The 20,204-nt window shown below is 55.5% G+C and carries 21 protein-coding genes; 9 read left to right on the top strand and 12 right to left on the bottom strand.

Features of this window, described 5'->3' with window-relative positions:
• Positions 1 to 9: 9 nt before the first annotated feature.
• On the bottom strand, positions 10 to 486 hold the full coding sequence (locus tag ACFOWX_RS12155; protein WP_381424477.1) for a DUF2141 domain-containing protein: 477 nt from the start codon (positions 484 to 486) through the stop codon (positions 10 to 12).
• 126 nt (positions 487 to 612) lie between these two features.
• On the opposite strand from ACFOWX_RS12155, the gene lptF reads away from it, so the two are divergent.
• Both lptF and lptG read left to right on the top strand, forming a co-directional pair.
• Positions 613 to 1,839, top strand: coding sequence for an LPS export ABC transporter permease LptF (gene lptF / locus ACFOWX_RS12150; RefSeq protein ID WP_381424475.1), 1,227 nt, complete (start codon positions 613 to 615; stop codon positions 1,837 to 1,839).
• 3 nt (positions 1,840 to 1,842) lie between these two features.
• Positions 1,843 to 2,931 (top strand): LPS export ABC transporter permease LptG, encoded by a 1,089-nt coding sequence (gene lptG, locus ACFOWX_RS12145; protein WP_381424474.1) that lies wholly within the window; start codon positions 1,843 to 1,845, stop codon positions 2,929 to 2,931.
• A gap of 4 nt (positions 2,932 to 2,935) precedes the next feature.
• On the opposite strand, the gene ACFOWX_RS12140 is transcribed toward lptG, so the two are convergent.
• Complete coding sequence (locus ACFOWX_RS12140; RefSeq protein ID WP_381425050.1) at positions 2,936 to 4,039, bottom strand: fatty acid desaturase family protein; 1,104 nt, start codon at positions 4,037 to 4,039, stop codon at positions 2,936 to 2,938.
• Between the two features lie 170 nt (positions 4,040 to 4,209).
• Here ACFOWX_RS12140 and ACFOWX_RS12135 point away from each other — a divergent pair, with 170 nt between their 5' ends.
• Entirely contained in the window at positions 4,210 to 5,349 is a 1,140-nt protein-coding gene (locus tag ACFOWX_RS12135) for an N-acetyltransferase (RefSeq protein ID WP_381424472.1), read from the top strand.
• A 154-nt stretch (positions 5,350 to 5,503) separates the two neighbouring features.
• Here ACFOWX_RS12135 and ACFOWX_RS12130 read toward each other — a convergent pair whose 3' ends face one another.
• The 3 genes from ACFOWX_RS12130 to soxR form a co-directional block, all read right to left on the bottom strand.
• Positions 5,504 to 5,932 carry a hypothetical protein gene (locus tag ACFOWX_RS12130; protein ID WP_381424470.1) on the bottom strand — a complete coding sequence of 143 codons (429 nt, stop codon included), beginning with the start codon at positions 5,930 to 5,932 and terminating at the stop codon, positions 5,504 to 5,506.
• A gap of 131 nt (positions 5,933 to 6,063) precedes the next feature.
• Entirely contained in the window at positions 6,064 to 6,606 is a 543-nt protein-coding gene (locus tag ACFOWX_RS12125) for a GbsR/MarR family transcriptional regulator (RefSeq protein ID WP_381424469.1), read from the bottom strand.
• Positions 6,607 to 6,720: 114 nt separating this feature from the next.
• Positions 6,721 to 7,170: a redox-sensitive transcriptional activator SoxR gene (gene soxR / locus ACFOWX_RS12120; RefSeq protein ID WP_381424467.1), complete on the bottom strand. Its 450-nt coding sequence runs from the start codon at positions 7,168 to 7,170 to the stop codon at positions 6,721 to 6,723.
• 105 nt (positions 7,171 to 7,275) lie between these two features.
• Here soxR and ACFOWX_RS12115 point away from each other — a divergent pair, with 105 nt between their 5' ends.
• Positions 7,276 to 7,674: a VOC family protein gene (locus tag ACFOWX_RS12115; RefSeq protein WP_381424466.1), complete on the top strand. Its 399-nt coding sequence runs from the start codon at positions 7,276 to 7,278 to the stop codon at positions 7,672 to 7,674.
• Here ACFOWX_RS12115 and ACFOWX_RS12110 read toward each other — a convergent pair.
• The 3 genes from ACFOWX_RS12110 to ACFOWX_RS12100 form a co-directional block, all read right to left on the bottom strand.
• On the bottom strand, positions 7,647 to 8,879 hold the full coding sequence (locus tag ACFOWX_RS12110) for a GGDEF domain-containing protein (RefSeq protein WP_381424464.1): 1,233 nt from the start codon (positions 8,877 to 8,879) through the stop codon (positions 7,647 to 7,649). The genes ACFOWX_RS12115 and ACFOWX_RS12110 overlap by 28 nt on opposite strands.
• Positions 8,880 to 8,982: 103 nt before the next feature.
• Positions 8,983 to 9,345 carry a DMT family transporter gene (locus ACFOWX_RS12105; protein ID WP_381424462.1) on the bottom strand — a complete coding sequence of 121 codons (363 nt, stop codon included), beginning with the start codon at positions 9,343 to 9,345 and terminating at the stop codon, positions 8,983 to 8,985.
• A 79-nt stretch (positions 9,346 to 9,424) separates the two neighbouring features.
• Positions 9,425 to 10,234: a MerR family transcriptional regulator gene (locus tag ACFOWX_RS12100; RefSeq protein ID WP_381424460.1), complete on the bottom strand. Its 810-nt coding sequence runs from the start codon at positions 10,232 to 10,234 to the stop codon at positions 9,425 to 9,427.
• Between the two features lie 106 nt (positions 10,235 to 10,340).
• Between ACFOWX_RS12100 and ACFOWX_RS12095 the strand changes: the two genes are divergently transcribed.
• The 4 genes from ACFOWX_RS12095 to nikE are packed head-to-tail and all read left to right on the top strand — an operon-like array spanning position 10,341 to position 14,754.
• Entirely contained in the window at positions 10,341 to 11,483 is a 1,143-nt protein-coding gene (locus ACFOWX_RS12095; RefSeq protein WP_381424458.1) for an epoxide hydrolase family protein, read from the top strand.
• A 12-nt stretch (positions 11,484 to 11,495) separates the two neighbouring features.
• Positions 11,496 to 12,419: an ABC transporter permease gene (locus tag ACFOWX_RS12090; RefSeq protein ID WP_381424456.1), complete on the top strand. Its 924-nt coding sequence runs from the start codon at positions 11,496 to 11,498 to the stop codon at positions 12,417 to 12,419.
• Positions 12,419 to 13,213, top strand: a complete 795-nt coding sequence (locus ACFOWX_RS12085; RefSeq protein ID WP_381425048.1) for an ABC transporter permease — start codon at positions 12,419 to 12,421, stop codon at positions 13,211 to 13,213. Before ACFOWX_RS12090 ends, ACFOWX_RS12085 begins: the two co-directional genes overlap by 1 nt.
• Positions 13,210 to 14,754 (top strand): nickel ABC transporter ATP-binding protein NikE, encoded by a 1,545-nt coding sequence (nikE, locus tag ACFOWX_RS12080; protein WP_381424453.1) that lies wholly within the window; start codon positions 13,210 to 13,212, stop codon positions 14,752 to 14,754. Before ACFOWX_RS12085 ends, nikE begins: the two co-directional genes overlap by 4 nt.
• 35 nt (positions 14,755 to 14,789) lie before the next feature.
• On the opposite strand, the gene ACFOWX_RS12075 is transcribed toward nikE, so the two are convergent.
• The 4 genes from ACFOWX_RS12075 to ACFOWX_RS12060 all read right to left on the bottom strand — a co-directional run bounded on the left by ACFOWX_RS12075 (position 14,790) and on the right by ACFOWX_RS12060 (position 19,648).
• Positions 14,790 to 16,190, bottom strand: a complete 1,401-nt coding sequence (locus ACFOWX_RS12075; RefSeq protein WP_381424451.1) for a mechanosensitive ion channel family protein — start codon at positions 16,188 to 16,190, stop codon at positions 14,790 to 14,792.
• Positions 16,187 to 17,428 carry a cystathionine beta-lyase gene (metC, locus tag ACFOWX_RS12070; protein ID WP_381424449.1) on the bottom strand — a complete coding sequence of 414 codons (1,242 nt, stop codon included), beginning with the start codon at positions 17,426 to 17,428 and terminating at the stop codon, positions 16,187 to 16,189. The genes ACFOWX_RS12075 and metC overlap by 4 nt, the downstream gene beginning before the upstream one ends.
• Positions 17,380 to 18,225, bottom strand: coding sequence for a 3-mercaptopyruvate sulfurtransferase (sseA, locus tag ACFOWX_RS12065; protein ID WP_381424447.1), 846 nt, complete (start codon positions 18,223 to 18,225; stop codon positions 17,380 to 17,382). The genes metC and sseA overlap by 49 nt, the downstream gene beginning before the upstream one ends.
• An 85-nt stretch (positions 18,226 to 18,310) precedes the next feature.
• Positions 18,311 to 19,648 (bottom strand): hypothetical protein, encoded by a 1,338-nt coding sequence (locus ACFOWX_RS12060; RefSeq protein ID WP_381424445.1) that lies wholly within the window; start codon positions 19,646 to 19,648, stop codon positions 18,311 to 18,313.
• A 91-nt stretch (positions 19,649 to 19,739) separates the two neighbouring features.
• Here ACFOWX_RS12060 and queF point away from each other — a divergent pair, with 91 nt between their 5' ends.
• Positions 19,740 to 20,198: a preQ(1) synthase gene (gene queF / locus ACFOWX_RS12055; RefSeq protein ID WP_381424443.1), complete on the top strand. Its 459-nt coding sequence runs from the start codon at positions 19,740 to 19,742 to the stop codon at positions 20,196 to 20,198.
• The last annotated feature ends 6 nt before the right edge of the window (positions 20,199 to 20,204 follow it).

Raw genomic sequence — 20,204 nt, 5'->3', positions numbered from 1 at the left:
TTATCCTTATCAAAAATATTTCATCGAAATCGACAATTGGGTGATGCCGCTGCCCGCGTAGAAAGATGTCTTGCTGACCGAAGGTTTGCCCAAATTGAAGATATTGATGCTGGGATTGTTCGACATGCCGCCGCCATCTTCGCGAATGTCGGTTTTGCCATTGCCATTTTTATCGTGACGAATGGCGATGGCATAATTGCCTGCCGATGGAACCGGCACGCAAAAACGCATGGTCGATCCGGTTGCTTTGGTTTCGATCCGGTGCAACCAAGCGCCTTTTTTCAGCCATGATTGCTTCGTCGCGGGATAGCTTTGGACTCGCATCTTACCGCTCGCGCCTTCAATGCCGGTTACCGTAATCATTACCGCTGGGCCCTTGCCAGCAGAACAATTGGAAAGGTTATTGGATATGGTTGTGCCTGCGTTTGCGCTACCCGAAACGGCCAATAATGCGATGGCAGTGGCAGCAAAACGAAAATTCAACATGACTAAACTACTCCTTGAGGTTATTCCGGCGCTGAAATTTACAGCGCCTTATGGAAAACGCCCCTGAACCTGTTATGGGTATGCTGGTGCTTTAAGGCAAAATTAGGGTGACAGGGCGTCAATAAGTTGAAATTCATACCAGCCACAGACCGATATATCGCCCGTTTAGTCTTCGTGCCCCTGATTGGTACGTTGGTGATCGCGTCGATGTTGCTGTTGCTGGAAAAAATGCTGCGCTTGTTTGACTTTGTCGCAACCGAAGGCGGACCGGTTAGCGTTGTGTGGCGGATGCTTGCCAATTTGATCCCCGAATATATGTCGCTGGGCATTCCCATTGGCTTGCTGCTCGGCATATTGCTGGCATTTCGGCGGCTGGCGACGACATCGGAATTGGATATATTTCGCGCCGTTGGGCAGGGTTATTTGCGGTTATTGCGTATGCCTTATGTTTTTGCCGTCACGCTGGCGCTGCTCAATCTCGGCATTGTTGGCTTTTTGCAGCCGGTATCGCGTTATTTATACGAGGAACTCCGCTTTGAGCTGCGTTCCGGGGCCTTGGGCGCGTCGATCAAAGTCGGCGAATTTAACAATTTGGGCAAAAACCTGACGATGCGGGTGGACCAAAGCCGCAATGATGGCAAAAGCCTGACCGGAATGTTCGTATCGGCAAAAAGCAATAACGGACAATCGATTGCCGTCACCGCCGCCCGGGGGCAGTTTTTGCGAACCGACGATCCCGACACGATCATTTTGCGGCTGCAGGACGGTACGCTCATCCATGATGCGCCCAATTATAAAAACCCCCGCGTGCTGACATTTTCCAATCATGATGTGCCAATACCGCTCCCCAAGATTGAGAGCTTTCGCGGGCGCGGCGGGTCGCTGGATGACAATCGCGAGCTGAAAATCCACGAATTGTGGCAAGTGGGAACCAATGCAAAATTGCCGATTGAGCGGCGCAATGGGGCTATGGCCAATTTCCATTTCCGCTTGGTCGAGGTGGCGATGATGCTGTTATTACCGTTACTGGCATTGGCGCTGGCCGTTCCGCCAAAAAGATCGACTTCGGCATTGGGCGTGTTTTTGTCGATTATCATGGTGGTGACCTATCATAAAGTGAATGAATATGCCGAAGATGTAGGCGCATTGGGCGTTATTGACCCTGCGCTGGCGCTTTGGGTGCCGTTCCTATTTTTTGCCGCGCTGATACTGTGGATGTATCATGTAATCGCCCACGTGCCGGGCGGACAGCCGATTGGCGCTTTGGAGGTGGTTGCGGCGAAAACCGGCAAACGACTGCGCAAGCTGCTGCGATTTGGGCGAAAGCGTAAATTGGCGGGGGCCGAAGGATAATTTATGCAATTTTTCCCCTCTCGGCAGATCACACTTTATATGGGGCGGCTTTTCCTCGTGCGGACGTTGGCGGTGCTGGCCATGCTCGTGCTCATATTGCAGACGCTCGATCTGCTGGGCGAAAGCGGAAAGATCTTGGCGGTTGCTGGCAATGACCAAGGCGATTTATGGGCTTACATCAGTATGCGTGCGCCGCAGATTATCGCGCGGATGCTGCCCTTCTCGGTCTTGCTCGGCACGCTTATCACCTTCACCACATTAAGCCAGAATAGCGAAGTCGTCGCGATGAAGGCGGCCGGTTTGTCCGCGCATCAAATCCTCGCGCCGCTGATCGTTGCGAGCCTGCTGGTGGCGGCGACATCATTTTTGTTCAATGACCATATTGTCGCGCCAGCAACGGCAAAGCTAAAACAATGGCAGGATGTTGATTATGGCCCTGTACCGCTCGACAGCGGGATTAAAACCAATGTCTGGGTCCGCGAGGGGCAGGATATTATCAATGCCCAAACGGTGACAGCGGATAATGGTGAAACAAAACTGACCGGTGTAACCGTATATTTGCGTACGCAAAATGTGCTGACCAAGGTGATAAAGGCGGATAGCGGCCAATATCGCGACCGGGCATGGCAATTGACCAATGCTTCGGTGTTTAACGCGGGCACATTGCTACAGGAAAAATATGAAACGCTGACCGTTGGTAAGGGGATCACCCCTGACCGGTTCCAATATGTGAAGGTTGACGGGGAAGCATTGGGATTTGTCCCGCTTTACCGCGCGATACAGGGGCTGAAAGAAGGCGGGCGGCGGACCAGCAGTTTGGAAAGCATATTATGGCATAAAATTTCCGGGCCTTTGTCCGCGCTGCTGATGCCGTTGCTTGCGGCGGTTGCGGCATTTGGCCTTGCGCGTTCGGGCGCATTATTCCTGCGCGCGGTGATCGGGATGGCGCTGGGCTTTATCTATTTTGTCGCCGATAATTTTGCATTGGCGATGGGAAATTTAGGGGCCTATCCGCCCTTTATCGCGGCATGGGCGCCTTTTTTGCTATTCTTCTTAATTGGCGAAACCGTGTTGGTGCGGACCGAAGAATAGGGGCCTATTGCCCGCGTTTGAACGTGCTGCCTACCAATTGTTTGACCAATCCGGGGAGCCCTGCATAATTGGCCCCATGATAGGAGGATGCATCCGGCAATGCGCCAATTAAACGGCGATGCGCTTCGCCCAAATTATGATAAGGAACGCCGGGCAGCAGATGATGCAGCGCATGGTAACGCAGGCCAACCGGAGCCCATAAAGCGGGCAGCGTCGCGGGCGGCGGCACATTGACACTATCCAGATATTGCTGCGTCGCATTCATTTCACCGCCGTCATTTTCCCATAAATGCGCCACCAATGTGCGCACCTGATTGATCACCATCGTTCCCGACGCGATGCCAAGAAAGGTTAAAAATGCCGCCAAGGGAATGATCCCCGTTGCGGTCAAGGTGAGCAGGCCGATGGCCCAGATGCTCGTGGCGATCTCCAACGCGATCCAGCGGCTGCGTTCTTCGCCCTCGGGCATGCGGCGGCGAAATTCTGGGTTGATGACCAACCCCGAATAGCGCTCCACCACAATCCGGCGCAGCGGCGGGATGGCCAGCGACAAAGGCGCGAGCAGCGCATAACGGATCAGCAAGCCAATGGGCCCCAGCGCAGCAACTAGCACAAATAACGGGACGGTATAAGGCTTCATCAATGCCAGCGGCAGATATTCGGGGTCCTGCACCGTGCCATAGCGTTTGGGCATATGATGCTGGTTATGGACGCCCTCATACATGAAAGACGGGATCATCAGCGGGATGCCAGCCATAATATTCCACGCCAAATGAAATCCCGGTACATCGCGCCGTTTGATATGGGTCAGCTCGTGTATGAAGCTACCAGCGCGGTATAAAGCAAGGATAGAAAGAGCGGCTGCAAGCAAGCACAGCCAGATGGAGGGCGCAAAAATAGCCGCAAATAGCGCGGCGTAGCCGGTGAGCGCTGATGCCACGAAATCGGCCCAGTAAATCACCGGATTGGCGGCATTGAGATCGCGGGTCAGCGATGAGGCAGCCTTAATCATTTCCATATCATTGCCCGCGCCGCGCAAATTTTGCGCGTCACTGGCCGGATTGGCCCCGGCGGCCGATTCTCTGTTTATCGTCGTTGCCTGCATCATCATTCACCTATTAAACCCTTTCGCCTTAACCAGATGTATATGGCAAGATAAAGGCCGCTTTATGGACGCGCATTTTGCGCTACGCGCTTTCTTGACAAAATGGCCCTGTACGGCGCAATAGCCGCGCAGTTGCAATTTGGCGGGGACAGCTTTTGGTTTCTTCAACTATAATGGTTAGGCCGGTCACAGGCGAGGCGGATCGCAAGGCTTTTGTTGCACTGCCCTACCGGCTCTACGCAAATGATCCCAATTGGGTCCCACCGCTGCGCAATGAGGCGGCAGATGCGATTACGCCGGGTAAAAATCCATGGTTTGAACATGGCAAAGCGCAGCTATTTCTGGCGGAGCGGGACGGGCGGCTTGTCGGACGAATCTCTGCCCATTATGACGAGCTGGCGCTGACGCAGCCCGTTGCACAGGGCATGGGGCCCGGTGTCGGCAATTGGGGGCTGTTTGAAGCAGAAGATGCTGATATCGCAGAGGCATTGATAGCAGCCGCCGAAAACTGGCTGCGCGAACAGGGTATGACCAAATCATTGGGGCCGATCAGCCTGTCAATCTGGGAAGAACCGGGCCTGTTGGTCGAAGGGCATGACCATCCGGCCACAATCATGATGGGGCATGATAAGCCCGAATATCAAAGCTGGATTGAGGCCGCCGGTTATCATCAGGTAAAAGATTTATATACCTATGAAATTCCTATCAAGACCGACTTTCCGCCGCTCGTCCAACGGATTGTTCAATCGGGCGAACGCAACGAGCGGATCACCATAAGGCGCGTCGATAAAAGCCGTTTTGATGAAGAAGCCGCGCTGATCTTAAGCATATTAAACGACGCCTGGTCCGACAATTGGTGGTTCGTGCCGATTACGGATAGTGAAATCGCCTTTACCGGCAAAAAATTGCGCCCGCTGGTATATGAAGATTTGATCCGCATTGCCGAAGTCGATGGCGAGCCTGTCGCCTTCATGATGACGCTTCCTGATGTGAATGAAAAGCTGATTGGCTATGGCGGAACGCTGTGGCCGTTCAACTGGCTGAAACTGCTCTGGTGGCTGCGCAAACCGCACGTGCGGACGATGCGCGTGCCATTAATGGGCGTCGTCAAAAGGCTGCAATCGACCCGCTTGGCGAGCCAGCTTGCATTTATGCTCGTGGAGTTTATCCGGCGCGATGCCGTCGCAAAATACGGCGCCGAGCGCGGAGAATTTGGCTGGGTGCTCGACGATAATGGCCCCATGCGGTCGGTGGGTGAAGCGATAAATGGGAAGATAAATAAGATCTATCGTATTTATCAAAAATCGCTTTAACATACAGGTTTAGGCCGCATCGCGACATATTGATATCTTCCGGATGCCGGGGATGCCTATGTTGTTTGGCGGCATCGGGTAACGCCTTCCAAAATGATCACCGCCCCGCCGCTTTCGGTCCTTGAAGATCTCAAGCGGCGGGACTGGGTGATGCTTATCGCAAGATGCTATCATTGCGGGTTGTGGCTGCCGCGTGCTTTTCTGCTTCGGCGGGCGCTTCATAGGGCATTTGGTCGTGGATCCAGTCGGCAACCTTGCGCCCATGACGGGTAACCGCGCCCATGTTAAAGAAATGCATCGCGCCCAAAACCAATGTTGCAATGCCAACATACCAGCCAAGGAAACGCATCACTTCTGCAACATTTTGCGGCTCGCCAGCGGTGCTGAGCGCCAATGCGATGAAGCCGAAGTTGACCAGGTAAAATCCGACAACGAGCAGATGATTGATGCTGGTCGCCAATTCCTCGTCATGGCCAAAGCAGCGGATGAGATAGACTTTACCATTACGAGATAAAGTAAACGCGACCCAAATGGTCATTCCGATCGCGATAGCGAGATAGAGGCTGTAAGCAATTTCCGTCATTTTCTTATCCTTTCGTAAATTCTGTAAATAATGAAATTTTTAGATATGGTTCGATATGGGCGGCATTTTGGTATCCTTTGCTATGGAATGTTGCGTGTCCTTCCGGCGCGGAGCCATCGCTCGCGTCGGATTTATCCTTTTGACGTTCCGGGAATGAAGCGGGTGATTTTTGACCCCAGCTTCATCAATGTGACCAGTGTATTTTTGTTGATCCGCCTAACATCATCATACCAGTTGGACAGGGTCGAAATAAATTCGTGCATCCGGCCAATGCGTTCCTGCACATGAACCGGCAACTGGCTATTGCTGCCCATACGTTCTTTCAATTCGGCGAGCTTGGCGATGGTCGGGTCAATCTCTCGGCGTTTCCGCTCAGCGGCCAGCGCCATGAAAAGGTCCCATAATTCGGTTTCGGCCACAAAATGATCCCGCCGGTCGCCCGCGATATGCGTGCGGCGCACAATGCCATAGGCCTGCAATTCCTTCAGCGAATTGGACACGTTGGATCGCGCCAGATCGAGCGCGCCGCAAATCGCCTCGGCGTCCAGCGGCTGATCAGACAGATACAGCAGGGCATGAACCTGCGCCATGGACCGGTTCGCACCCCAATGGGTTCCCATTTCCCCCCAATGAAGGATGAATTCCATAGCTTCCGGATATTTTTCAACGCCCATGACGTATTTCCATTTAGACTCAATTTTTGTTATTTCTGTTTTTCCAGAAATTGGGATAAGTGTCAATAGAGAAGAATTCAGCGGTATGATGCTGCGGATTCTTTGATGCCCATCTTACGGCTGATCACCCATCGTATAACGCGGACCCGAACCGAATCGCGCCGCCTTATCACCCGGATTATAGAGCGCACATTTTTTGAGCGATAAGCAGCCGCAGCCGATGCAACCATCGAGATTTTGGCGAGTTTGTTGCAATTGAGCAATTTGGTCATCCAGATTTTGACGCAGTTTTGCGCCGATTTTTTTCCAGTCGCTTTGACTCGGCGTCCGGCCGCTCGGTAGGCCTGATAATTCTTCTCTGATTTTGTTGATTTTCAGCCCGATGTGCTGCGCAATCAGGATGAAGGACAGGCGGCGAATATCGCTGCGAAAAAATAGCCTTTGATTACCGGCGCTACGCATCGGCTCTATCAAGCCTTTTGCCTCGTAAAAACGGATTGCCGATACCGAAATCCCGGTTCGCAGCGATAGCTCCCCGATCGACAGCCGGTCTGTGCTTCGCATGAACATTCCTTCCTATGTAACCTTGACCTCAATTTAGGTTGAGGTTGCATAACAGGCAATACCCGATTCGTAACGCTGACGGGAACCAATAAGGAGACATTAAAAATGAACAGCAATTTCATTGAGCATATCAATCTAACTGTCCGTGACCCTGATCGCATGGCAAAGTTGCTAACCCAGATATTTGGCTGGCATATCCGGTGGCAGGGCCCAGCGATGGATAATGGTTATACTGTCCATGTCGGGACGGACACATGCTACATCGCGCTATATACCAAATTGGGCCGAGATTATGCGGTTAACGAGTTCGACAAGGGTCAACCGTTAAACCATGTCGCTATTATTGTAGATGACCTGACCGCGGTGGAGTCAAAAGTAGCAGCAGCAGGGCTTATTCCTTTTGGCCATGATGATTATGATCCAGGGCGGCGCTTTTACTTTTACGATTATGACGGCATTGAATTTGAGGTGGTGAGCTATGCTCTGGCGCGCACAGGTGGGTAAATTGCTTCGGTCTGCGCTGCGACGACTCTATTTCGGCCCGCAGATTTTGCTTGTAACAGGCGGGCGTCGGCAGCTGCTATCGCGTCTTGGAGACTGCTTCGCGCTGGCCAGGCTGCGACGCCAAATGACGCGGTGATGTGCAATTCGGCAGGCCAACCAGTTTCGCTGTAATCTTCAAATGCTGTTCTTATCTGTTCAGCGATTTCGGCAGCCTGCATTTCATTTTTCGCCGCAAGGGCGACCACAAATTCCTCTCCGCCCCAACGTGCGGCGGCATAATCTTCGGACGCGGTCAGGTCATTATTCGACAGAACCATCCGCGTAAGATCGGCTGCCGCGATCAAAGCTTTGTCGCCGTCCATATGGCCGAAACGGTCGTTGATGGACTTAAAATGGTCGAGATCAAATATGATGATGGCACCGCTCTGTGCCGACCGATCAATATTCAGGCTTGTGGCCGCTCTGTCAAAATCGCGCCGATTTAGCAGGCCGGTCAAGCTGTCATGCCGCGATAAATATTGCGCTCTGTCCAATGCGGCAGCGAGCTCTGCTGTTAGCTCGTCTTTCTCCAATTCGGTTTTGAGATTGCGGACCGCCTCGCTGCGCATGATCGAAGCGATATTGAGCATCGCAACAAACATCAAAAATGCTCCTGAGGTCAGCAGCGCCCCTTCCATGTCATAAAAAATGATGGAGGACGGAACCGCAGTAATAATGAAGCCAGCGATGATTGATCGCGGCAGGCCGCTGGCGTTAGAGGATACAAGACATCCGGCGGACACAGTGACCATGATGACGGCGGTAATGATTGGGCGTTCTGGCCCCGATATTGCTGGATCGGTTACCGGCCACAGCATCAAACCCCATACAGCTCCGCACAGAAATTCCACCGTCAGCCATATATATCTTTCCGCATTGATATTACGCCCTTTTTCAATCGCTGTTTTCACGCGCCCCGCTGTATAGGCAGCGACAAAATTGACCGCGATAAAAATGCCGATCAGCGCCCATAATGTGAGCCGGTGAGGGATATTGACCGCCGCTATTCCAATAACAAGCAACGAAAAAAGCGTCGGCATCCGGTTGACAAAGGGACGTCCGATGGCGCGGCGGAGCAGCTCATTGCGGACTGCCACATCGGAAATGGGCGCACGGGAGATAATGTCATGGTCCGTGACGCATTGTGTCGATGATGCCAATTCCATTTCGGCTGCGCTCCGGCGTTGGTTCGCAAACGGACTAGCCGGATATGGTTAACAATATGCTATTGTAGCCGGATTTTTGGCACTGAGCGTTTGAGCGCTGACTTTAACTATCCAATTGGCCCTGCGGCTTTGGCGCGCTGTCAGGTGTATGTGTGGTCATATTCAGGCCAACCGCACCCACGATAATCAGCGCGATACAACCCATTTGCACGGCGCTCAAATTCTGTTTGAAAATCAACCAGCCGATCAGCGCGATGGCAAGGATACCCGCCCCTGACCAGATCGCATAGGCAACGCCGACAGGAATTTTGGTTATCGCCAAGGCCAGAAATGCGAAGCAGACCCAATAGCAAGCGATAGAGGCGGCACCGATACCCCAGCGGGTAAATCCGTCTGATGCCTTGAGAAAGCTTGTGCCCGCAATTTCGAAAATTATAGCTACGGCCAACAAAATCCATGGGTTCATCGTGAATGTCCTTTCTGTTAAAGGGGGTGGCGGCAACAATATCTGCTGTTTGCCGCCACCCGTTACCGATCAATATGCGTTATTGGCTGCGCATCCACGCAGGGACCGGGCCGATATCCTTGCCCGCGGCCAATGCTGCGGTTGTCGCAGCTGAAATGAAGTTCCATGCCTCGAATGAAAAGCCAGTATCCACGCGGTTTTGCCATTTCGGCATATCGGCATAGAATTTCCGGCTGCCTTCCCACATTTCGGGCGTTGACACCTGGCTGAAAGGTTCGAGCAAAGTGAACCATTCGCGCACGAAGGCCAGCGCCTCATCGCTTTCGGGGGCGAGCGGCTGGGCTGCTTCAATCCGTGCGCTTAATTCCTTCCACTGGGCAAGATAATTTTCCTGCTGAAAAAGATTTCCCAGCGGCTTCGTCTGCTCAAGCCAGCTTGCCTGCTCCTCTGGCGTATAATAATCGTCGATCAACTCTTTCCATTTATTTTCCTGTTTCATCATTTTGTCTCCACTTTCGATAAGCGAGCAAAAAGTCTCGGCGTCGATCGGCTCGCCTCGATCGGTGCGGGACAGAGCAAATTGGATAACGCCGCGCGCTTTGTCGATCTGCGCGGCTTCTTCATCCAGCATTTCAAGCTGCGCCCTTAATAAAGCGGCCAGATCAACAGGCCGCCCTTCAAACAGGCGCTTCATTTGTGCAAGGCTAAGCCCTGCGGATTTGAGGACGATAATCTGGTGCAGCCGTTCCAATTCCGCCTTTGCATAATACCGCGCGCCCGACGCAGTGCGGATGGGGCAGACTAGCCCTTTTGCTTCATAAAATCGCAGCGCCCGGCTCGTCAGGCCGGTTTGTTTGACCACTTGGCGGATGTTCATCGAATCATTCATGACGCCTTTATGGCGCTTGACCCTGCGTCAACTTCAAGCGCTTTTTTCAAATCGTTGCGCTTCCCCGCTTTCGCTGGCATCAGATGGGTTGAGCAGAGGAGCCGATATGACCGCCAACACGCCCCGTCCTTTTACCGTCAACATTGCGCAGCAGCAGCTGGATGATCTGCAGACGCGATTATCGCTAACCCGCTTTCCCGAAAAAGAGACGGTGGATGACTGGGATCAGGGCATCCCGCTGGCTTATGTGCAGGAACTGACCGAATATTGGCGGGACCAATATAACTGGCGCCGCTGCGAACAGCTGATCAACGGCTGGCCAAATTATCTCGCCGAAATTGACGGGCTTGATATTCATTTCCTGCATATTCGAAGCGAAAATCCAAATGCGCGGCCGATCATCATGACGCATGGCTGGCCGGGCAGCGTGCTGGAATTTGCCGAGGTTATCGAACCTTTGTCACGCGATTTCCATCTCATTATCCCCTCGCTTCCGGGGTATGGTTTTTCGGCTAAGCCCACAAAGCCCGGCTGGGATATTCATCAGATCGCCCGCGCTTGGCACACATTGATGACGCTGCTGGGTTATGACCGCTGGTTTGCGCAAGGCGGCGATTGGGGCGCGGCAGTCACCGATGCCATTGGACAGCAAAATCTGGGCGGCTGTGCGGGGCTCCATGTCAATATGGTGATCGCGCGGCCTGACCCCAAAACCATGGCGGACCTGACACAGCGGGAGCAAGGCGCATTGGCGCGCATGGCATGGTATCAGGCAAAGGATAATGGCTACTCGACGCAGCATGCCACCCGGCCGCAGACAATTGGATATGGCCTGGCCGATTCACCTACCGGGCAAATGGCATGGATTATTGAAAAATTTCACGGCTGGGCCGATTGCGGGCATAATGACCGGGCCAGCGCAATGGGCGGACATCCAGAAAATATTTTCTCCCGCGATCATCTGCTCGACAATGTAATGTTATATTGGCTGAATAATTGCGGCGCGTCATCGGCGCGGCTATATTGGCATAGCTTTCGCGATACGGAGCGGGCGGATATTATTTTGCCGGTTGGCGGGACAGTTGCGCCTTATGAAATATTTGGTCCCTCGCGCCGATGGGCGGAGCAGCGGATGAAGAATATTGTATATTGGAGCGAACCGGACAAAGGCGGGCATTTTCTGGCAATGGAAAGGCCGCAGCTATTTGTAGAAGAGGTCCGCGCCGCCTTTGCCGTGATGGAGCTATAGGGCCCGTCCGCAATGTTGCAACTTATCGCCCGCCGCCTGATGACTGCTATTCCCACATTGCTGGCGATTATCGTCCTGTCTTTCCTGTTGATGCGGTTTGCGCCGGGGGGACCATTTGACGGTGAACGGCCATTGGCACCGGAAACCCGCGCTGCGCTGGAAAGCGCTTATGGCCTGGACAAATCGCTGCCTGAACAGGTCGCGCTCTATCTTGGACGATTGGCGCAAGGTGATTTTGGGCCGAGCCTAGTCTACCGGGACTTTACCGTTACAGAGCTAATCGCGCAAAGCCTGCCTATATCCTTGCTATTGGGCGGCTTGGCGCTGCTGCTCGCGAGCGGCATGGGTATATTGGCGGGACTATGGGCAGCGATGCGGGCTGGACAATGGCAGGATCAGGCGTTGATGCTGACCGCCACCCTGCTGACCGCGTTGCCGACTTTTGTAACGGGGCCGTTATTGGCGCTTATTTTTGGGCTGTGGCTGGGCTGGTTGCCGGTATCGGGTCAGGGGGCGGGTACTGCGTGGCTGATCCTGCCGGTCGTCGCATTGGCTTTACCCGTGGCAGGCGCTATCGCGAAACTTGCCCGCGCTGGACTTGCCGAAATATTGGGGCAGGATCATATCCGCGCCGCCCGCGCCCGGGGCCTGTCACCGTTCATTGTGCTGCTCCGCCACGCCCTGCGTCCCGCTCTTGTGCCCGTGGCCAGCTATCTGGGACCAGCAGCGGCCGGATTGCTGACGGGCGCGGTGGTCATTGAAACCGTCTTTGGCCTGCCCGGACTTGGCCGCTATTTTGTGCAAGGCGCGCTCAACCGCGACTATCCCCTCGTGCTGGGCGTGGTAACGCTTTATGCCGGGCTTATCATCCTGTTCAACCTGATCGCCGACCTGATCTATGGCTGGCTCGACCCCCGTATGCGAGAGTGCGGGTGATGCGCATTCCGCTGATCATTGTCGGCTCTATTGCTTTGGCAGCGTTGCTGATGCCGCCATTGCTGCCATGGGGTCATGCGCAGATTGATTGGGATAATGTGCGCAGCGGATTGTTCAGCCATGGGCATTTGCTGGGCACCGATGATCTGGGCCGGGACCGTCTGGCGCGGCTGCTGGTGGGAACGCGCACGACGCTGTCGGTGGCGCTTGCGGCGGCATTGGTAGCACTAGTCATCGGGACCATTTGGGGCGCGATTGCTGGATGGGCGGGCGGGCGCACGGATGAGGTGATGATGCGGATTGTCGATGGCCTCTATGCTCTACCCTTCATGTTCGTCGTCATATTGTTGATGGTGGTGTTTGGCCGTTCGATTTTCCTTGTTTTTCTGGGTATTGGTGCGGTCGAATGGTTGACCATGGCCCGGGTGGTGCGGGGGCAGGTGATGGCGCTTAAAAACCGGCCATTCGTGCTTGCTGCCGAAGCCGCTGGTTCACCCGGACGCGTCACCCTGATCCGCCATATTTTGCCCAATGTCGCGGGCGTAGCGGTCGCCTATCTGCTGCTCACCGTGCCGCAAGTGGTGATGGTGGAGAGCTTTCTCTCTTTCCTCGGCCTTGGCGTGCAGGAACCGCTGACATCGCTCGGCATATTGGTCAACGAAGGCGCGGATGATATGGATATGCATCCCGCTGCGCTGCTGCTGCCTGGGGCGATGCTGGCGGCAATTATCATCTGCTTGACACTTGCCGGCGAGCGTTACCGCGATATCATGGCGAAAGCGGCCAGCCGGTGAGTGCGCTCTATTCCGTACAGGGTTTCTGCGCTCAGATCAACGGACAGCAGCTGGTTCGCGGCGTCGATTTTGAAATTGCGGCGGGGGAAATAGTGGCGCTTGCCGGGGAATCGGGGGCAGGGAAAAGCATGACCGCTATGACTCCGTTTGGTTTAAGCGCGGCCACGGCATCGGGCTCGGCGGTTCTAGGCGGGCAGCAGCTGATCGGCATGGGTGAGGCGGGCCTGCGCCGGATACGCGCCGCACATATCGGTTTTGTGTTTCAACAGCCGCTGACCGCACTAACCCCGCACCGGACAGTTGCCGCGCATTTAACCGAGGCGGTAATGCAGGCTGGGGGCGATAGGCCGTCCCAAGGCGCGATGATCGCCATGTTGGCGCAAGTTGGCCTGCCGCGGCCTGATGAAAAGCTGCGGCAATATCCGCACCGTTTGTCGGGCGGCGAAAGGCAAAGAGTGTTGATCGCGGCGGCCATTGCTCATGGGCCCGAACTGCTGGTGGCCGATGAACCGGTAAGTGCTTTGGACGCCGCGCTGCGCGGGGAGATTATGAATTTGCTCACCGGGCTATGCCGGAAAAATGGTATGGCGATGTTGCTGGTCAGCCATGATCTGGCCGGGATTGAACTTTATGCTGATCGCTTGCTGGTCATGCGCAGCGGGAAAGTGGAGGAAGCCGGCGAGGCGCGGCAAATCGCGAGGGCCCCATCGACCGATTATGCGCAGGCGTTAATGGCAGCCACACCGCGGATGGACGATCCCATGCCACCACTGCCCAAACCGAGCGATAGGATGTTTGAAGCGCGCGATATTCACGTTCGCTTTCGCGCGCCGAGTTGGCGCAGCGGCCATATTGATGCGGTTCAAAATGCCAGTCTTCAGTTGGCCAAGGGTGAGACATTGGCGATTGTCGGCGGATCGGGTTCGGGCAAATCCACGCTGGGTCGGGCGCTTTCGGGATTGGGACCGATGCAGTCGGGTCAGATTTTGTGGAATGGCACGTCCCTGCCGCCGCGCGGAAGGCGAAAGGCGGAACATCGCCGCCTGATCCAGCCGGTGTTTCAGGATCCGGTCGCCAGCCTCGATCCGCGCTGGACCGTCAGTGATATCATATTGGAACCGATGCGCTGGTTATTGCCGGATGCAGGCGGCGCGGCGCGGGTGGAACTATTGCTGCACGAAGTTGACTTGCCGCCGGACATAGCGCGGCGCAAACCAGCGGCACTGTCAGGGGGGCAGGCACAGCGGGTGGCAATCGCGCGGGCGCTGTCGGTGGATCCGGAGATATTATTGCTGGATGAAGCGACATCCGCGCTCGATCCGCTGGTTGCCAATGGCATCATGCAGCTATTTGTAAAATTGCAGGAAGAGCGCGGTCTTTCGCTGTTATTCATTACCCATGACCTGGCGCTGGCAAGGCGGAGCGCGCACCGGATTGCGGTGATGGAACAGGGCCAGATTGTCGAAACGGCCGAACGGGGTCAGCTATTCGCCGCGCCGCAGGCTGAGGCCACCAGGAAACTGATCGCGGCCAGCCATTAAATGCGCCGGACCCTAATTGCGCTGGACGGGGGGGCTTACTTTAGTTCTGTGGATTCAGTTTTAGTTTTGCGCGGCTTTGCTTTGGCGGCTGCTTTGGGCGGTGCAGCTTGTTCGCCGCCTGCGGCATAGCCCGGCGGTAAATTGCGGAAGTTAACATCGCGTTGCGGGAATGGAATTTCGATTTCATGTTCCTTAAACAGCCACCAGACCTCTTTTAGCACGGCTGAGCGGACATTGCCCACGCCTTCCTCCGGATCGCGTATCCATGCCTGAATTTCGAAATCGACGCTGCTGTCGCCAAAGCCTGTCATCCAAACCATCGGCGCGGGGCGTTTCAGCACGCGCGGACAAGCGACGGCGGCCTTTATCATCAGCTCTTCGACCAGCTTCATGTCGCTTGAATAAGATACGCCGACCGGAATTTTGACGCGCACATTTTTGGAAGAATAGGACCAGTTTTCGACCTCATTGGTCATCAAATTTTCATTGGGAATCAAATGCTCTTTGCCATCGCGGGTCAGCACCGAGACGGCGCGGATACCGATTTTATTGACCCAGCCGAAACTGTCGCCAACAACGATGACATCGCCCGGCTTGATCGAACGATCCCACAACAATATGATACCCGCGATCAAATTGCCGACGGTTTTTTGCAAGCCAAAACCAATGGCCAAACCAATAGCACCGGAAAAGACCGCCAGTGCAGTCAGGTCGATGCCCAGCATATCAATGCCGATGAAAAAGGCCGCGACGACCAGCGCAACCATGGCGAGCTTTTCGCCCAACAGCCGTTGGCCGTCATCTAGCCCCTTATTCCGGCGCAGCGCCAGCCGGGCGCCGCGATTGCCCAGCCGCACCAGCGCGATCAGGAAAATTGCGATCAAAGATGCCGTTACCAGCGTCAACAAAGAAAAACGGTGCGAGCCCACGGTGAAGCTGGCCTTGTCAAGCAAGCTGCTAAGCGGGGTTAATCCGCCGACACTTTGTGAAAATACAAAAGCGAAAAGCGCGGTAGCCGCTGGCATTGCGGTCCAAAAACCAAGACTGAGCGCCCGCAGCAGCCTGTAGGCCGACAAAGCCAATGCCAATGCAAGTGCCGCGCCGAGCAGCATTTCCGAATGGAATTGCCAGTTCCAGCTATTTTGCGCGATCATCAGCAGGATAGCGGTCACCGCGTGGCGCATGATCGCCGATGTTGCCTTCAACAAGGGATGGAAACGCTGATGCCAGTCATCATCGCCTTCGCCATCGGCAAAACGGGTGAAGCGGGCGGCGATGATACGGCCGATTAACAAGCCAATGACGGCTGCGAACAGGATGATTGCGGCGGCAATGCCCAATTCGGTGAAATCCATATTGCCGCTGAAATTAATGCGCAGCCGTTCTAACATGGTCAGGTCAACCGGGTCGACAATATCCTGGGGTCTATTGGTCATGCTATGTCTTTAGCAGCAGCAAATCCGTTTTCCAAATCGGCGATCAAATCGGCGCAGTCTTCCAGCCCGATTTGCAAACGGATGAGGGCATCCCCGCCTGTCCAAGGTTTTGCGCTGCGGAATTTTTCCGGGTGAACCGGCAGCGCGAGGCTTTCAAATCCGCCCCAGCTATATCCAATGCCAAATAGCTGCAACGCGTCGATCAACGCCGCTGCCTTCGCCTTGCTGCCATTGAGGACAAAAGAAAACAGCCCCGATGATCCGGTAAAGTCCCGCCGCCAATGGGCGTGACCGAGGCAATCGGGAAAGGCGGGATGCAGCACCTTGATCACCTCATCGCGGCCGTTTAACCAATGTGCGATTTTCATTGCCGATGCTTCATGTTGGCGAAGCCGCACCGCCATCGTCCGCAACCCGCGTGCCGCAAGATAAGCGTCGTCGGGTGACAAAACCTGTCCCATCGCCCGCGCTGTCTGCGCGACTTTATTCCAATATTTCTTGTTGGCCGTGACTGTTCCCGCCATCACATCGCTATGCCCGACAATATATTTGGTTGCGGCAAGGATGCTGATATCGACACCTTTTTCAATTGCCGTGAAGAAATAAGGCGTCGCCCATGTGTTATCGAGCAGAGTGCATATCCCCTTTGCCTGAGCGGCTGCGCATATGGCCGGAATATCCTGTATTTCAAATGTCAGGCTGCCGGGGCTTTCCAATAATATCGCCTTTGTACGATAACAAAAATAGGCGCTGATTTCGCCGCCTGCCATGGGATCGAAATAGCGTGTTTCTATGCCAAAGCGTTTCAAAAAACCCTCTGCAAAACTACGGCTTGGGTCATAGGCGCTATCCGTCATAAGCAGCACATCACCCGGTTTCAGAACGGCGAGCAAGGCGCAGCTGATCGCGGCAACGCCCGATGGATAGAGCATGGTTCCCGCCGCGCCGGGTTCCATTTCGGTCAGCGCATCGGCCAGCGCCCATTGGGTCGGCCCGCCGCGCCGCCCATAGAAAAATTCGCGGGCGTCGGCAGGCATGTTTTTCGATGCCTCCAAATGGGCGACATTTTCATATAAATGCGTGCTGGCCCGCCATACGGGCGGATTGACAACAGGGCCGGTCACCGTCTTGCTGCGGCCGCCGGTGATTAATTGGGTATCGGGCTTTGTGGGTGCTTTGCTTTTTTGGGTCAAGCCGCTGGGCCCTGTTCCTTTGGCGTGTCGTCGGCCATGCCCCATTCGGCCCAGCTGCCATCATAAAGCGCAATATCGGTTTTCCCTGTCAGCCGCGCCGCGAATAAAACCACGGATGCCGTCATTCCAGAGCCGCAGCTGGTCACCATGGGCCGACCAAGATCGACCCCGGCATCACGAAATATGGCGAGTAGCTCCTCACCTTGTTTCCAAGTGCCGTCGGCATTGAATAATTGGCTATGCGGGATGTTACGGCTGCCCGGAATATGGCCGCACGCCATGCCTTCGCGGGGTTCCGGCTCTTCCCCTGCAAAGCGGGCTGCGGGGCGCGCATCGACAATCTGTTCGGCATGGCTGTCCACGTTGGCGAGCATATCGGCTTTGCTGCGCACGTTGCTGTTATCGGCCCAAACGGTAAAATGGCGGTGGCGCAGCGCAGGCTTTCCGCTTTCAAGCGGGCGTCCTTCTGCTTTCCATTTGGCAAGGCCGCCGTCCAATATCGCGACATCATGCGCGCCGAACATGGTGAGCATGAACCAAGCCCGTGCGGAGCTTTTGAGCGGGCTATCATCATATAGCACAATGCGGCTGCCATCACCCAGGCCCAGCGATTGCATCCGGCTGGCAAATTTTTCTGGTGGAGGCAGGGTATTTTCAACCGCGCTTTTGTCATCGACCAGATCGGCGAGGTCCATGAAGATTGCGGAGGGAATATGGCCTGATTCATATTCGGCGCGTGCATCACGGCCGCTATCGGGCAGGAATTTGCTGGCATCAACGACGCGCAGATCCGATGCGCCAATTTCTTTGGCCAGCCATTCGGTGCTTACCAATAATTCCATAATATCGTCCTACCCGATTGTGATTCTGTTTTAACGGTTAAGATAACCGCTTTATTCTGACAGTCGAGGGGTAATCCGATCCGCGTCAGCTCAGCATTGGTCCTAAGAGCGGTCTTTGCCCCAGCGGCGCGAAGCTGCGCGGGCCAAGGTCAAGGCGGAACGGGGCCATTTTCGGCTGTGGCGGAACTGCCTCTCGCCCGATCAGGCACGACAGGCGCAGCTCTTGCCGGGCCGCCTGCGGGCCATAACCGATATTCACCAGAACGATGGGCACAAACAACCGGCGTTCCTGTAGCGCATAGGTTTTTAATTCATGCAGCGGAATGATCAGGTCGATTTCCAATTGGATAATCTCTGCGGCGGCCGCGTCACCGATGCTATTTGGCGGCGGCTGCGACCCTGCGTGAAAGGCGGCTATGGCCTGCTCCTGATCCTCGCTCGCCGATATGATTGAGGTGCGCAGGGTAATATTCCGCGCTGCGGTCTCACCGTTATTGGTCAGTTTTAACGCGCCTTTAATGGTCAGGTTGGCGAGGCTGATGGTCGCTTTGATAGGCGTGAAGGCCGCGTCCAAAATGGGCGCTTCAGCAGGCGTCACACTATCGGCTTGCGCGCCATCCGATAGGAATGCAGGCACAGTGAGCGGCTTTGCGAGCGACCTTGGGAGCGGCGTTTCCGGCGGCGCAGAGGATGCAGGCCGCACTGGCTCTGTCGGGGCAGGAGCGGGCGGGGCAGACCGATCATCGATGTGGTCGCCTGCGCGGCTGCGCGTGCTCCTGCGGCGCCAGAATAGGACCGCAATTCCCGCCAGTGCCAGCGCCATCAAAACAGCGATCATCTCCCATAATGGCCAGCCAGCTTCGGCGTTCGCCGCTGCATTCGCGCTTTCCCCCGCCGGTGCCGCCGCGGTTTCGGGCAAGGGCGCGGCGGCCTCTGTTCCTATGTCACTGCGCCCGGCGACATCATCCGAAGGTTGATTGGCGGCCTTGGGCGCGATGTCGCTGCTTTGCGCCGGAGCTGGGGCCTGCGGGCCAAGGTTGTTCGGCGCAGCTTCGCTATTGGTCTGGGGCGCAGGTGTGCGGATTGGCGCGCTTCGCTCTGCTGCGGCTTGCGGCCGGGGCGCGGTTGGACGGCGGCTGCTCGTTGCCGGGGGATCGGCCGCTTCAGGCAGGATCAGCGGGCTTGTTTGCGGCGATGTCTGGGGCCGAGGCGGGGCAGCTGGACGCGGATTTCGAACGTCGGGCTTATCAGGTTCCAGCTTAAAATCGCGCAGTTCAGGGGGACTATCTATAATATCGGGCGCGGCTTCTTGAGCCTGCAGAGCGGCAGGCATAAAGGACGGCAGACTAGCTGCCATCAATGTAGCCGCCATCCAAAAGCGGTCATTGCGCTTTTTTGTCCCTCCGGTAATCATAGCTGCCATTGCGTGCCGCGCGCCTGAATGGTGGGTGAATATATGGCCAAAGGCAATATGAACCGTTCCCATTGGGCGGCGAAATGGCTAAATGGCGGCCATGACCGATAAACCGAATCCGAAATTTCTGGGCAAGGATAGCCCGCTGCCGCAAAGCCCAGAAGAGGCTGTGCTCGATTATGTCCCCAATCCGCGCAAGGGAGCGCTTTACCTCACCCGTTTTGCGGTGCCCGAATTTACATCGCTGTGCCCAGTCACGGCGCAGCCAGACTTTGCGCATTTGGTGATTGATTATGCCCCCGATCAAGCAATCGTGGAGAGCAAATCACTAAAGCTATTTTTGGGCAGTTTCCGCAATCATGCCGCCTTTCACGAAGATTGCACCGTCGGTATTGGTCAGCGCCTGTTTGACGAGATGAAGCCGCATTGGCTGCGCATTGGCGGCTATTGGTATCCGCGCGGAGGTATCCCGATCGATGTGTTCTGGCAATCGGGCGAACCGCCGAAAGGGCTATGGATACCCGATCAGGGCGTGACGGGCTATCGCGGTCGGGGGTAAAAACAC

This window comes from Sphingorhabdus arenilitoris, from assembly GCF_042651485.1.
Lineage (GTDB): Bacteria > Pseudomonadota > Alphaproteobacteria > Sphingomonadales > Sphingomonadaceae > Sphingorhabdus_B > Sphingorhabdus_B arenilitoris.
Note: the sequence above shows the minus strand (reverse complement) of the source record. Positions and strands in the feature narration are given on the sequence as shown.

What these genes read in the sequence shown, in the direction of transcription:
- ACFOWX_RS12155 (WP_381424477.1), bottom strand. Translation starts at nt 486, where the DNA reads ATGTTGAATTTTCGTTTTGCTGCCACTGCCATCGCATTATTGGCCGTT.
- lptG (WP_381424474.1), top strand. Translation starts at nt 1,843, where the DNA reads ATGCAATTTTTCCCCTCTCGGCAGATCACACTTTATATGGGGCGGCTT.
- ACFOWX_RS12140 (WP_381425050.1), bottom strand. Translation starts at nt 4,039, where the DNA reads ATGATGCAGGCAACGACGATAAACAGAGAATCGGCCGCCGGGGCCAAT.
- ACFOWX_RS12135 (WP_381424472.1), top strand. Translation starts at nt 4,210, where the DNA reads ATGGTTAGGCCGGTCACAGGCGAGGCGGATCGCAAGGCTTTTGTTGCA.
- ACFOWX_RS12130 (WP_381424470.1), bottom strand. Translation starts at nt 5,932, where the DNA reads ATGACGGAAATTGCTTACAGCCTCTATCTCGCTATCGCGATCGGAATG.
- ACFOWX_RS12125 (WP_381424469.1), bottom strand. Translation starts at nt 6,606, where the DNA reads ATGGGCGTTGAAAAATATCCGGAAGCTATGGAATTCATCCTTCATTGG.
- soxR (WP_381424467.1), bottom strand. Translation starts at nt 7,170, where the DNA reads ATGCGAAGCACAGACCGGCTGTCGATCGGGGAGCTATCGCTGCGAACC.
- ACFOWX_RS12115 (WP_381424466.1), top strand. Translation starts at nt 7,276, where the DNA reads ATGAACAGCAATTTCATTGAGCATATCAATCTAACTGTCCGTGACCCT.
- ACFOWX_RS12110 (WP_381424464.1), bottom strand. Translation starts at nt 8,879, where the DNA reads ATGGAATTGGCATCATCGACACAATGCGTCACGGACCATGACATTATC.
- ACFOWX_RS12105 (WP_381424462.1), bottom strand. Translation starts at nt 9,345, where the DNA reads ATGAACCCATGGATTTTGTTGGCCGTAGCTATAATTTTCGAAATTGCG.
- ACFOWX_RS12100 (WP_381424460.1), bottom strand. Translation starts at nt 10,234, where the DNA reads ATGAATGATTCGATGAACATCCGCCAAGTGGTCAAACAAACCGGCCTG.
- ACFOWX_RS12095 (WP_381424458.1), top strand. Translation starts at nt 10,341, where the DNA reads ATGACCGCCAACACGCCCCGTCCTTTTACCGTCAACATTGCGCAGCAG.
- ACFOWX_RS12090 (WP_381424456.1), top strand. Translation starts at nt 11,496, where the DNA reads ATGTTGCAACTTATCGCCCGCCGCCTGATGACTGCTATTCCCACATTG.
- ACFOWX_RS12085 (WP_381425048.1), top strand. Translation starts at nt 12,419, where the DNA reads ATGCGCATTCCGCTGATCATTGTCGGCTCTATTGCTTTGGCAGCGTTG.
- ACFOWX_RS12075 (WP_381424451.1), bottom strand. Translation starts at nt 16,190, where the DNA reads ATGACCAATAGACCCCAGGATATTGTCGACCCGGTTGACCTGACCATG.
- metC (WP_381424449.1), bottom strand. Translation starts at nt 17,428, where the DNA reads ATGGGGCATGGCCGACGACACGCCAAAGGAACAGGGCCCAGCGGCTTG.
- sseA (WP_381424447.1), bottom strand. Translation starts at nt 18,225, where the DNA reads ATGGAATTATTGGTAAGCACCGAATGGCTGGCCAAAGAAATTGGCGCA.
- ACFOWX_RS12060 (WP_381424445.1), bottom strand. Translation starts at nt 19,648, where the DNA reads ATGGCAGCTATGATTACCGGAGGGACAAAAAAGCGCAATGACCGCTTT.
- queF (WP_381424443.1), top strand. Translation starts at nt 19,740, where the DNA reads ATGACCGATAAACCGAATCCGAAATTTCTGGGCAAGGATAGCCCGCTG.